Below are 12,451 nucleotides of genomic sequence, written 5' to 3'. Positions count from 1 at the left end.
GCCGACTCTCCTGGGTGAGAAGGAGCCCTCACCGGGCACGCGTCAGGCTGCCTCCGCGATCGCGACGAAGTTGGCCACCCTGTGGCCGTCGGCGCGGAATCCGTCGTCGTCGTCGCAGGTGATGAGCGCGATGCGGCGGACGGAGTCGTTCTGGCCCCACACGTCCGGGTCGTGGGAGACGTCCTTCTTCGTCGCGATCCGAGTGCGGGTCACGGTGTAGGTCCAGGACTTCCCTGCGGCATCGACCACCGTGATGGGGTCGCCCTCGGTGACCTTGTCGAGGTTGGCAAAGATGTCGGGCTTCGTGCCATCCACGACGTGCCCGGCAATGACCGCTGTGCCCACGTCGCCGGGGCGAACGCGCTCATAGCCGTTGACCCACGCAAGGGTCATCGTCGGGGGGTTGACCACACCATCCTTGGCGACGGTCTCCTTGAGAGGGCCACTGACGTTGATCGTCGGCGCCGACATGGTCATGGGCACGCCGGTCGCCGTCACCGACGTCGGAGTCGACCTCGGAGCCTTCGACGACTCGCCCGAGCATCCCCCGAGGACCGCAACCGCCAGGGCGATGAAGACCGGTCGGCGCCAACGAGCTCCGAACCCGTTGAGTCTGTCCACGCCTGGTCGCCTTCCTGCTTGAGTGCTCTCGCCCACCCCGGACGTTCGATCGGTTCCGCTGTGGTCGTTCTTGCCGGCCCACAGGATGACAGGTCCACCTGACCCGCCCCGGACGGACCCGTGGCGATGCGATGGCAGCCCCAGTGCCGGCCCCACGAACCGGGCCGCGTCGCCGGCTTCACCCACCGGACAACGTCGCCCGCGCGAGATGCAGGACGACCGGCACGACCGTCGTCCCCACGAACCCGGGCAGGAAGCAGGCTCCCAGGGGCAGGACGAGGAGGACCCCGGCGCGCTGCACCGCCGCCTCCACCCTCGCGGACTCCTCGCGCCGCATGCGCTCGGCCGCCGCCAGAACCACACCCGCTGGGGCGGCACCGGATCGTTCGGCCGCCTCCCACGCCAAGGCAGCCGGGCGCCAGCCTTCACCGACGTGGGCCCACGCCGTCGCGGATTCCTGCCCCCACCGGTGCGCACTGGCCACGACCCGGAGTTGGTGGGCCACCTCCGGAGGCGCCTGTCCCGCCACGGCCTCGAGGGCCTCCACCGGTCCGAGCCCGGAACGCATCACGAGGGCACACAGCACGAGGGCGTCGGCCGCGGTGTCCACCGTGACCGCACGGGGCGTCTGGGGTCGGGAGACCCGGTCGTTCGCCGCATCACCATGAGATGACCCCGAGTCGGCCCGCTCCGACGCCCCTGGTGACCCCTCGCCCGCAGCTCCCTGCACCGGCCCGGACGGTCGCCCCGGCCACAGGAAGCAGCAACCCACGAGCAGCATCAACGCCACGGCCAGCGGGGTCACGCGACCTCCCGCGCCCGCAGCGCCCGCCGGAGCACGGACCGTGACCACAGCCAGCCGAGTCCGGTGAGGACGAGCCCCACACCGGTCGCAGCCATCGAGGCCACTCCTCCATAGACCTCGTCCACGGGAAGTCCGAGCACCACGACGACGAGCGGCCCAGCCAGCGGGAGCAGCGTGAGCAGCCACATGGAGGCTCGGGGTCCGGCCGCGAGCACCATTCGACGGTCTTCGCTCGCAGCGCGTTCGCGCAGAACGGCCGCCGAGGTGCGGGCGGCCGGAGCTGCCGCCACGCCGAACTCGTCGCTCAGCTGCCATGCCGCAGCGAGGAAGGTCAGGTCGCGGTCGCCGTCCGAGGCCGCGCGCAGGCACCCTCCGACCGCTTCGCCATGGGCCACGGCGTGAGTGATGCGCTGGCCCAGCATCGCGAACTCGGTCCGAGTGCGAGCCGAACCACCGACGTCGCAGGCGAGGCGCGCGGCCTCGGCGGCCGGCAGCCCCGCGTCGAGGCCGACCGCTGCCAGCTCGGCGAAGTCCGCCACCCATCCACGTGAAGCCGTGCCGGGCTGCACCCGTCGCCTGAGGCGATCGGCCAGACGCGGTGCCGCGCCTCGAACCCGGCCCGCCACGGAGGATCCTGCGTCCGACGCCGCCGGCCGGGCGAGCCCTGACTCCCGGGTAGACCGCGCCACGACCCGCCGCAGCGGCTCCGGCCACGTCAGGATCGCGATGACGAGCAGCGCGGTGGCGAGCACCATCACGCCGCTGCTCCGGGAGAAATCGACACCGCCGACCGGCCCGGCTCACGGTCGCGGAGGAGTTCCTCGAGCGCCGCCGCACCCGGCCCTGTCCGGACGGTGAACTGGAGCCCCTCGGACCGCGCCCCGGTCGTCACGGCCCGCGCCGGCTCATCGAACGTGACGGACACCGCCTCGTCCACGACCACTTCCGACCCGGTCCAGCGCGCCACCCCGACCGCCCGGACGAACCGGATGCCACCCGAACGGGCCACCTCGACGATCACCTGGACGGCACCCCGCAGCTGGGCATGCACCGCCTCACGCCCCAGCCCGGCCAGGGCTCCGAGCGCCTCGAAGCGCGCCGGGACCTCGTGCAACCCGTTGGCGTGCACCGTGCCGGCGCCGCCGTCGTGGCCGGTGTTGAGCGCTGACAAGAGTTCTCGCACCTCGGCTCCTCGGACCTCTCCGACGACGAGACGGTCCGGCCGCATGCGCAGGGCCTGACGGACGAGGTCGACCATGGACACGGCACCGATCCCCTCGACATTGGGCATCCGACCCTGCAGGCGCACGACGTGCGGGTGGGCCGGCGCGAGTTCGCGCACGTCCTCCACGACGACAAGGCGCTCGTCCGAACCGCATTCCGAGAGCAGCGCACCGAGCACGGTCGTCTTCCCGGCGCCGGTGCCACCCACGACGACGAACGACAGCCGGCTGGCGACCACGCCCCTCAGCACGCGGGCCATCTCGACCCCCGCCGCCCCGAGCTGCACGAGCCCGTCGACACCCGCGGGCTGGTGCCGCGGAATCCGCAAAGAGAGGTGCGTGCCGACCTCGGCGAGCGGCGGCAGGATCGCGTGCAGGCGCACCCCGCCGGGGAGGACGCCGTCGACCCAGGGCTGCGATTCGTCCAGACGCCGCCGGGCCAACCCGGCCAGTCGAACGGCGAGCCCCCGCGCAGCCGCCGCCTCGAGTCGCAACCCCACGTCCTCGATGCCCAGACCCCGGTCGACCCACACGGACCCGTCGCCGTTGACGAGCACGTCGGTGACGGACTCGTCCGCGATCCACGGTTCGAGTGGCCCGAAGCCGAGCACCTGCTCTCGCAATCGGGCGCCCTCGCTCACTGCTCCGACGGAACCGAGCTCGAGCACCGACCCGGTGACCTCGCCGATGAGTTCGGGGTCCGGGGCCCGCCCGGCGCGGATAGCCTCCTCGACTCCCGGCCACGGCGCGGCCCCCGAAATCGAGCCGGGCAACCCGCCGGGCAACGCGCCCGGAATCGCACTCACGCCGCGCCCTGTCGAGCCAGCCCGAACGCCTCCATGAGGTCGAGCACCAGATGATCTGCGGTGTCCCGCAACGGTCCTCGCATTCCCGGCCACTCGCCCCGCTCACTCTCGCGCGCCACCCGCTCGTCGTCACGAAGGTGGGCGAGGTGCGGGACGCCGAGGTGTTCGATGAGTTCGTCGATGTCCCCACCGAGGGCCCCCGAGGACCGGGTGATCAGGCCGACGCCCACTCCGTCGGAGCCGTGCCCAACTCCCGCTGCCGCCCCCAGAGACGAGAGCAGTGCCTCCGTGTCGGCCAGCTGCCGCGCCCGCAGGCCCGACAGCACCTGCACCGCGTGGGCCCCCTGCACCCATTCGCCTCCCATCGTGTGGGGCCGACCGGCGTCGACGACGACCGGCACGACCCCGCGCAGCGAGTCGAGCACGTCGCGCACCACCGACGCGCCCACCGACGCACCGCGACCACCGGCCGAGAGCAACGGCACCTCGCCCCGGGGCAGCGCGCCGACGAGTCGCTCGCCCGACGTGACTCCACGCAGCCGCGCGAGGTCGGGCCACCGCAGCCCCGGCAGATGCTCGGTCCCGCAGGTCATGTCGAGTCCCCCACCGCCCACGTCGGCGTCGACGAGCACGCACTCGCCGAAGTGCACCGCCACCCGCCTGGCCAGCGCTGCCGCCCAGGTCGAGGCACCCAGCCCGCCACTCGCACCGATCACCACGATGCACGGCGCCGTCCCTGTCGTGAAGAGAGAAGTCATGCCCCGACCCTCACCGAGATCACACCGCGCCCACCACCCCGGCGAGGAGATCTGTGGACGGGGGCGGACGGCATACGCGGCTGTGGACAACGACGACCACGAACTCCCCGGGAAAAGGCGACGGCCCCGGTCGGGGGGGATGACCGGGGCCGTCGGGCGGGCCAAGCCCCGGGGGGGAGAGGCTGGACCACCCTTCGCTACGACCCCGAAGGGGAGCGATGAGTACATCGTTGCGGATCGATGCGGGTCATGCAACACAAACGAGAAAACTCAACCAAACTGACCATGCCGTGAGGCCCGAAACGACGATGACGCCCCTGACGAGAGGGGCGTCATCCGCCGCGAGCGCTCGGGGCGACCAAGCGTGCATGTTCCTTGCCGTCGTACCGGGTCAAGCCCGAACAGACCGGTCCATCAGTGGACTGCCCGCGCGTGGGTACCCGTTGCTTCTCGCGGTTGTTTCGAGTCGGCCGGTTCCCCGCGGGGCCTGTCCGATGCGTCCTGTCTACTCCCCTGCCGGAGGGAGGACAAGACTTGACTTTGGGTCAGGAGAGCCGACCGGCCAGAACCGCGTCGGCGATGCGCTCACCCTCCTGGGCGGCCGCGACGAGGGCGTCGCAGCAGTGCGCGAGCCACAGACCGACGCCTGCGGCGTCACCCCTCGTGTATGCCGTGAGCCCGCCGAAGTACGCCGGTCCACCTCCCGCTCCGTGCCCGACCTCCGGCACGGCGACACCGGTCGGGTCGAGGCCACCGGCCTGGATGACGGCACGCTCCACGGCGCGCGCGACGACACCGTTGCCGCGGGTGAAGGGGCGGGCGGCGATGATCTCGGCGTGGGCGACGGCCGCCACGACGGGCACCGGCAGCGTCGACGAGTCGGCGAGCAGCACCACGACGCGCTGGAGCCGCTCGCGGGCCTCGGCCGCCGGCGGCGCCGGGCTGATCTCGAGGAACTCGCGGCTGTCCTCGCCGTCCTTGCGCGGACGACCGAGCTCATCGGCGGGGACGAGGCCGGCCGTGGCGGCGGTGTGGAGCCGGGCCAGCGCCTGCATCGGCGCGTTGAGGATGACCGGCCCGAGGCGTTCGGTCTCGGCGGTCGCGGCGATGACTCCACGCATGACCCGCTCAACCGGGTCCGGGTCGTCGTGCCACGTCACCGCACCGCGCATGAGGTCACGCACGATCTCGGCGGAGAGGCGCGCACCGTCGAGTTCGCCACTGGCCCGGGCCCCGCGCACCCGCGACTCGACCGCCGCCTCGGGGATACGGCGGCGCAGGGCGTTGTGCCAGCGCAACTTCGTGCACGCCTCACGGGCGGCGTCGACCTTCTCGGGGATGCCGGGCAGCCCCGCCAGCGACGTGATGGCGGTCTGAATCTCTCTCTGCGACAACGGAACCGGACCTCAGGGGGAGACGGGGGCGGACGGCATACGCACGCCTGCGAGCTGACGGGACTGGGCGACGACACGGTCACGGGAGTCCCAGATGACCGCGTCCTCCTCGAAGAGGCCACCGATGACGTTGCGGGTGGTGATGCGCATCCGCAACCAGCCGGGCGCGGGACGCGAACGGACGTGGCCGCTGAACGCGATCGTCGGCGCCCATCCGAGCGCGCCGAAAGTGAACGTCACCGGCGGCAGGGCGTCGAGGAAGAACGGGAGCGACAGCACGTCCGGCTCACGACCGTCCGCGAAGCGGATCCACGCCCGCATCTCGCCGTCGTTGGCCGGCTGGCCGACCGCCCAGCCGACCGTCGCGGGGTCGATGCGCATGTCGAGGCGGTCGAGGATGCGGATCTTCTCGGCGAAGCCACCGCGCGCCGCGGGGGCGCACGACTCGGGGTCGGGCAGCTCCGGAGGTGCCTCCTGCAGGTGGACCGGCTCGCTGTTGGCGTCGAGGTCGGCGAACGTGGCCGTGTGGCGGAGAGTGGCCGTCTCGCCCTGGCTGATCGTCACCTCGGCCGTGGAGAACGACCGGCCCGTGCGCAGGATCTGTGACTCGACCCGGGCCGGGCCCGGTTGGGCCGCCGCGAGGAAGGTCGTGCTGAAGGCGACGGGGTCGGTGTGGCTGCCGGCGGCCCCGAGGGCCTCGGCTGCGGCGCGCGTGGCGAGGGACATGAGGATGCCCCCGTTGACGGCCTCGCCGATGACCCAACCGTCGCTGAGTTCGGCGGTGCCGCCCTCGCCGATCGCGGTGGCAGCATCGAACTCAGTCATGCCGTCAGCGTATGCCGGGCGCGCCGGTGCTGATTCCCAGGTCTCGTGATGTGTCGACGTGGCTTCCGCCACCTACTCTTGCGGGCATGACAGCGTCGTTCCATGTCCCCACTGCGGTGGTGGTGGCGGGCGCGATGCTGCTCCTCGGGCTCGGGATCTGGCTCGCGGGTCGGGGCCGACGGCGCGGGTTCCTCTCCACGGTTGACCGGGTGACGTACTCGACGCTCCACACCGCCTCCCTGGCCTCCCGCCACCTGTCCGAGGGGCTCACCCCCGAGACGGCCGAACGTGCGGGTCGCCACCTCCTCGCCATCCTCGGCGCAACGTCGGTCGCGCTGTGTGACGCGAACGGCGTGCTGTCGTGGACCGGCCCGGGGGCACACCACTCCCCGGATGCCCACGCGCACGCCGACGCCACCAGGACGTCCGGGGCACCCACCGTCCTCGGCAGCGACGCCATCACGTGTGGCGACCCGGACTGCCCCATCCGCGCTGCTGTGACCACCCCGCTGATCGCCGACGAACGCGTCGTCGGGACCCTCACCGCCTACGCCCCCGCTGCCTCTGCAGGTCTGGCTCGGGCCGCGGGCGAGCTGGCCCGGTGGGTCTCGGCCGAACTCGACGTCGCCGAACTCGGTCGGGCCCGCACCCGCGCCATGGAGGCGGAGCTGCGCGCACTACGGGCCCAGATCAGCCCACACTTCATCTACAACTCCCTCGGGGCCATCGCCTCGTTCGTGCGGACGGATCCGGAGCGGGCGCGCGAGCTGCTGCTGGAGTTCGCCGACTTCACCCGCTACGCGCTGCGCCAGGGCGGGCCATTCACGACGCTCGCCGAGGAACTGCGCAACGTCGAGCGCTACCTCGTCCTCGAGCAAGCACGCTTCGGCGAGCGGCTCCAGGTGTCCCTCCTCATCGCGCCCGAGGTGCTGCCGGTGCGCGTGCCGTATCTGGCGGTGCAACCGCTGGTGGAGAACGCTGTTCGCCACGGCCTGGCCACCAAGGAAGGAGTCGGACACGTCACGATCACGGCCTCGGACCAGGGCGGCGAGGCAGAGATCTCGGTGGACGACGACGGCGTGGGTGCCTCACCCGAGGGAGTCCAGCGCATCCTCGACGGCCAGTCCCGCTCGGACTCCGTCGGCCTGGGCAATGTCGACGCACGCCTGCGGCAGGTCTATGGCGACGACTTCGGTCTCGTCGTCGAGACGGCCGAGGGCGCCGGCACGCGGGTCAGCTTCCGCGTCCCGAAGTACGCGCCCGGCGTCCACACCGAGTAGCTTTTGGGGCCCGGGCCGGCCCTGCGAATGGTTATCCTCGAACCCATGGCCCGTGACGCGTCCCTGCGCGCCCTCGTCGTCGATGACGAGCTCCCAGCCCTCTCCGAGGTCCGCTACCTGCTCGACTCCGACGACCGGATCGCCTCCGTCCTGACGGCGACGAGTGGCACCGAAGCGCTCCAGATGCTCGAGGCCCACGACATCGACGTCATCTTCAGCGACATCTCGATGCCGGGCCTCGACGGGATGGCCCTGGGCCGAGTCCTCGCCCGCTTCGCCTCTCCCCCGCAACTCGTCTTCGTCACAGCCCACGAGCAGCACGCCGTGGACGCATTCGCCCTCGCCGCAACGGATTACGTCATGAAGCCGGTGCGGGGCGAACGTCTCGCGGAAGCCGTGCGTCGCGTCGTGGCCAAGCAGGACGAGGCGGGTATGCCGTCCGCTCCCGTCGGCGGTCCCGGTGCGCCGTCCGGGGTCGGCGCCCCGGGGACGGCCGAGGTCGGCGTGGAGGACGAGACCATCCCCGTCGAGCTCGGCGGCGTGACCCGCTTCGTCAACCGGAGCCAGATTCGGTTCGTCGAGGCCTCGGGCGATTACGCCCGACTGCACACTCCGGACGGGAGCCACCTCGTGCGGATCCCTCTCGCGGTGCTCGAAGAGCGTTGGGCCGCAGCCGGATTCGTCCGCATTCACCGGTCCACCCTCGTTGCCCTCCCCCACGTCACCGAGGTCCGCATGGACCACGGACGGTGCTCGGTCGTCATCGGCGACGTGGAACTCCAGGTGAGCAGACGGCATACCAAGGAATTGCGCGACGTCCTCCTGAGGCGACCCGGCAGCGCGAGCTGATGGCCCCCGAGCGTTCCGGCCCTCCCGCCCGTGTGCGCGTGACGAGTTCGCGACGCGGAGCACAACCCGTGCGGACTCGTGCCCTCGCGACCGACATCGACGAGCAGACGCGACTCGGTGACGTCTACATCGACGGGCTGCGACGGGCTCAGCTCCGGCTGGCGCTGACGGTGCTCGGGCTCATGGCTCTGGCTCTCGGCGGGTTCCCGGTGCTGCTGGCGCTCGTGCCGTCGACGCGGACGATGACATTGGCGGGAATTCCGTTGCCCTGGTTGGTTCTTGGCATCCTGGTCTATCCGGCCGCCTGGCTGCTGGCGCGAGGCTACGTGCGGCAGGCGGAGCGCAACGAGGCGGAGTTCTCGGACATCGTCGAGGCAGGCTTCGGCGAGGTGGCGGGGCACGAACCGAGCGTGCGCGATGAGTGACTCGCTGTCGGTCGTCGCGGTCGCCCTCGTCTGCGTGACGACCGTCGTCGTGGGCGGTCTGGGGCTGCGACTGTCGCGGCGCACGTCGGACTTCTATGTCGCGGGCCGGACCGTGTCACCGCGGCTCAATGCGAGCGCGATCTCTGGCGAATACCTCTCTGCTGCTTCGTTCCTCGGCGTCGCCGGACTGATCTACGACCAGGGCGTCGACCTGCTGTGGCTGCCCGTCGGCTACACACTGGGCTACCTGTGCCTGCTCGTCATGGTGGCGGCGCCGATGCGGCGGTCGGGGGCCTACACGCTGCCCGACTTCGCCGAGGCGCGGCTCGGGTCTGTCGTCGTACGACGCCTCGCGGCGGTGCTCGTCGTGGCGATCGGCTGGATGTATCTCGTGCCCCAGTTCCAGGGGGCCGGGCTGGCGCTGTCCCTCGTCACGGGCGCTCCGCAGTGGGCCGGAGCGCTGATCGTCGCTGTCGTCGTGGCAGCTGCGGTCGGAGCCGGCGGCATGCGGTCGATCACTTTCGTCCAGGCGATGCAGTACTGGATCAAGCTGACCTGCCTCGCGGTGCCCGCGTTCGTCCTCATGGCCCTGTGGGTGCGTTCGGGTGGGGGGCTGCCCGAGGTCCAGGGCGGATGGTGGGAGCCGTTCGCGGAGCGCGGTCCCGGCGACCATCCGTACTACCGGACCTTCTCGATGATGCTCGCGCTCTGCCTCGGGACGATGGGGCTGCCGCACGTCCTCGTCCGCTACTACACGAACCCGGACGGAGTGGCGGCGCGGCGCACGACGGTCTCGGTGGTCGCCCTGCTGGGGCTCTTCTACCTGCTGCCTCCGGTGTATGCCGTGTTGGGCCGCGTGCATCTGCCGTCACTTCCCGAGGGGGTCCGGTCCGACACGATCGTGCTCCAGCTGCCCGAGCGGGTCGTGTCCGGCGTCGGCGGTGACCTGTTGACCGCGATGCTTGCCGGTGGCGCGTTCGCGGCCCTGCTGTCCACGGCGTCCGGGCTGGCAATGTCGGTGACGGGCGTGCTGCACCAGGAGTTCCTCCGGCCGCGGCTGTCGCGGCTCACCGGTGGGGACGCGTTCGGTTTCGGCGGGTTCCGGCTGGCGGCAGTCGTCGCCGTGGTGGTGCCGTTCGTCGTGGCCCGCTACGTCGAGCAGATCGGCATCGCAACGACGGTCGGCTACGCCTTCTCGCTGGCGGCGGCCACGTTTGCCCCGTTGCTGATCCTCGGAGTGTGGTGGCGGCGCCTGTCGCGTGCCGGCGCCATCGCGGGGCTGGTGTTCGGCGCCGTGGCGTCGACGTCCGCAGCACTGACGACGTATGTCCAGGGAGCTCAGGACGGGTGGGTCGGTGCGCTGCTCGCGAACCCGGCGGCGTGGTGCACGCCGCTGTCGTTCGCCACGGCCGTCATCGTCTCGCTGGCCACACCCACGACCGTCCCCCGGGACACCGCGAGGCTCATGGTTCGGCTGCACACGCCCGAGCGGGTCCACCTCGCCCGGTCGCGAGTCCCCGACTGACGGGCTGCTGCCGCCGAGGCGCTCCGGGTCATGAACATGGGGCCAAAGGCGCGACCGAGCGCGCGTTTGGCCCCATGGGACGACTCGAGAGGGCGGATCAGCCGCCGGCGACAGCGTCTCGGGCGCTCATGAACGCCTCGACGCAACGACGGACGTCCGCCTCGGAGTGAGCAGCGCTGAGCTGCACCCGGATTCGCGCCTTGCCGCGCGGCACCACCGGGAACGAGAACGGGATGACATAGACGCCGTCGGCGAGCATCCGGTCGGCGATCTCCCCGGCCTGCCGCGCGCCATCCTCGCCCGGGAACATCACCGGCGTGATCGGGTGCGACCCGGGCAACAGCTCGAACCCCGCGTCGGTCATGAGTTCGCGGAAGAGAGCCGTGTTGCGCTGCAACGTCTCGCGCGCCTCGGAGGACGTGTCGACCATCTCGAGAGCCTTGAGCGACCCAGCCACGACACCGGGCGCCACGGAGTTCGAGAAGAGATAGGGCCGCGAGCGCTGGCGCAGCAGGTCGACGATCTCGCGGTGCGCCGAGACGTAGCCACCGGATGCGCCACCCAGGGCCTTGCCGAGCGTGCCGGTGATGATGTCGACGCGGTCCTGCACACCGAACAGCTCCGGGGTCCCCCGCCCGTTCGGCCCGACGAAGCCGACGGCGTGCGAGTCGTCGACGAGGACCATCGCCCCGAACTCGTCGGCCAGGTCGCAGATCTCGTCCAACGGCGCAAAGAACCCGTCCATCGAGAAGACGCCATCGGTGACGATGACCTTGCGGCGCGCGCCGGCTGCGACGGCCGCCTCGAGCTGGGCACGCAGGTCGGCCATGTCCGCGTTCTTGTAGCGGTAGCGCTGGGCCTTGGAGAGGCGCACCCCGTCGATGATCGAGGCGTGGTTGAGCTCGTCGCTGATGATGGCGTCCTCGGCGCCGAAGAGCACCTCGAAGACGCCGCCGTTCGCGTCGAAGCACGACGAATAGAGGATCGTCGCCTCCATCGAGAGGAAGTCCGACAGTGCTTCCTCGAGTCGCGAGTGCTGCGTCTGCGTCCCGCAGATGAACCGCACCGACGCCATCCCGAAGCCCCACTCGTCGAGCGCGTCCTTGGAGGCCTGCACCACGTCGGGGTGGTCGGCGAACCCGAGGTAGTTGTTCGCGCAGAAGTTCAGCGCCTGGCCACCACTCGTCCCGACGTGCGACGACTGCGGCGTGGTGAGCTCGCGCTCGGCCTTCCACAGCCCGGCCTCCTTGATCTCGGCCAGAGCGGAAGCGAGCTCATCCTTCACGGACCCGTACACGGCATACCTCTTCGTTCTCGTGCGTCTCAGACGCAAGCCAGCGTATGCCGTCCGCGCGCCTCCTCGGGCGCGGTACCTTCGCGGTGTGAGGGCTGCGATCAACACCCGCTACGGCCCGCCCGAGGTGGTGCGCGTCGAGGAGCTCGAGGCACCCACCCCCGGCCCGGGCGATGTCCTCGTCCGCGTGCACGCAACGACCGTCAACCGCACCGACTGCGCGTACCGCAGGGCGCACCCGTTCTTCATGCGGGCCATGACGGGACTGCGCGCGCCGAAACGGACGATCCTGGGCACGGAGTACGCCGGTGTCGTGCTGGCCGTCGGCTCGGAGGTCACGACCCTCGCGGTGGGCGACCGGGTCTTCGGCTATTGCGAGGGCACGTTCGGGGCACACGCGGAGCAGGTCGTCGTCGCAGCGGACAGCATGATCGCGAGGACGCCGGACGGCATCGACGACGCGACGGCGGCGGCATCGACGGAAGGTGCCCATTACGCGATGTCGGCGATCCACCGCTCCGGCGCGGATGCTGGACAGCGTGTCCTCGTCAACGGCGCAACCGGCGGAATCGGTTCTGCCACAGTGCAATTGCTCTCAGTCAGAGATGTCGAGGTGACGGGCCGTCTGCGCGGGCGAGCACGCTGA

The 12,451-nt window shown here is 71.3% G+C and carries 13 protein-coding genes; 5 read left to right on the top strand and 8 right to left on the bottom strand.

Translation table 11 applies throughout. From position 1 onward, the window contains the following. Positions 1 to 42: 42 nt before the first annotated feature. The 7 genes from N803_RS17400 to N803_RS06500 form a co-directional block, all read right to left on the bottom strand. On the bottom strand, positions 43 to 621 hold the full coding sequence (locus tag N803_RS17400; protein ID WP_052111947.1) for a class F sortase: 579 nt from the start codon (positions 619 to 621) through the stop codon (positions 43 to 45). A gap of 178 nt (positions 622 to 799) precedes the next feature. Then, positions 800 to 1,426 (bottom strand): type II secretion system F family protein, encoded by a 627-nt coding sequence (locus N803_RS18500; RefSeq protein ID WP_169743057.1) that lies wholly within the window; start codon positions 1,424 to 1,426, stop codon positions 800 to 802. Beyond that, positions 1,423 to 2,181 (bottom strand): type II secretion system F family protein, encoded by a 759-nt coding sequence (locus N803_RS18495; protein ID WP_035903610.1) that lies wholly within the window; start codon positions 2,179 to 2,181, stop codon positions 1,423 to 1,425. Before N803_RS18495 ends, N803_RS18500 begins: the two co-directional genes overlap by 4 nt. Further along, on the bottom strand, positions 2,181 to 3,455 hold the full coding sequence (locus N803_RS06515) for a TadA family conjugal transfer-associated ATPase (protein ID WP_052111943.1): 1,275 nt from the start codon (positions 3,453 to 3,455) through the stop codon (positions 2,181 to 2,183). Before N803_RS06515 ends, N803_RS18495 begins: the two co-directional genes overlap by 1 nt. Beyond that, complete coding sequence (locus N803_RS17390) at positions 3,452 to 4,213, bottom strand: CpaE-like family protein (RefSeq protein WP_052111941.1); 762 nt, start codon at positions 4,211 to 4,213, stop codon at positions 3,452 to 3,454. Before N803_RS17390 ends, N803_RS06515 begins: the two co-directional genes overlap by 4 nt. A gap of 545 nt (positions 4,214 to 4,758) precedes the next feature. Then, positions 4,759 to 5,607, bottom strand: coding sequence for a Fic family protein (locus N803_RS06505; RefSeq protein WP_052111939.1), 849 nt, complete (start codon positions 5,605 to 5,607; stop codon positions 4,759 to 4,761). A 12-nt stretch (positions 5,608 to 5,619) separates the two neighbouring features. Beyond that, entirely contained in the window at positions 5,620 to 6,432 is an 813-nt protein-coding gene (locus N803_RS06500) for a thioesterase family protein (RefSeq protein WP_035903608.1), read from the bottom strand. Between the two features lie 86 nt (positions 6,433 to 6,518). On the opposite strand from N803_RS06500, the gene N803_RS06495 reads away from it, so the two are divergent. From N803_RS06495 to N803_RS06480, 4 genes are all read left to right on the top strand, one after another. Next, positions 6,519 to 7,712, top strand: a complete 1,194-nt coding sequence (locus tag N803_RS06495) for a sensor histidine kinase (RefSeq protein ID WP_084764159.1) — start codon at positions 6,519 to 6,521, stop codon at positions 7,710 to 7,712. 45 nt (positions 7,713 to 7,757) lie between these two features. Next, a complete protein-coding gene (locus tag N803_RS06490) occupies positions 7,758 to 8,561 on the top strand; it encodes a LytR/AlgR family response regulator transcription factor (protein WP_035903606.1) in 804 nt (267 codons plus the stop codon). 68 nt (positions 8,562 to 8,629) lie between these two features. Then, positions 8,630 to 8,986, top strand: a complete 357-nt coding sequence (locus N803_RS06485; protein ID WP_245617056.1) for a DUF485 domain-containing protein — start codon at positions 8,630 to 8,632, stop codon at positions 8,984 to 8,986. Further along, entirely contained in the window at positions 8,979 to 10,511 is a 1,533-nt protein-coding gene (locus N803_RS06480) for a sodium/solute symporter (protein ID WP_035903599.1), read from the top strand. Before N803_RS06485 ends, N803_RS06480 begins: the two co-directional genes overlap by 8 nt. A 97-nt stretch (positions 10,512 to 10,608) precedes the next feature. Here N803_RS06480 and N803_RS06475 read toward each other — a convergent pair whose 3' ends face one another. Next, positions 10,609 to 11,808, bottom strand: a complete 1,200-nt coding sequence (locus N803_RS06475; RefSeq protein ID WP_035903597.1) for a glycine C-acetyltransferase — start codon at positions 11,806 to 11,808, stop codon at positions 10,609 to 10,611. An 85-nt stretch (positions 11,809 to 11,893) separates the two neighbouring features. Between N803_RS06475 and N803_RS18695 the strand changes: the two genes are divergently transcribed. After that, the gene (locus tag N803_RS18695; RefSeq protein WP_211253467.1) at positions 11,894 to 12,451 is read left to right on the top strand and encodes a quinone oxidoreductase family protein; all 558 of its coding nucleotides are present in this window, start codon (positions 11,894 to 11,896) and stop codon (positions 12,449 to 12,451) included.

Source organism: Knoellia subterranea KCTC 19937 (assembly GCF_000768685.1).
Lineage (GTDB): Bacteria > Actinomycetota > Actinomycetes > Actinomycetales > Dermatophilaceae > Knoellia > Knoellia subterranea.
This window is presented reverse-complemented; position numbering and strand designations above follow the sequence as displayed.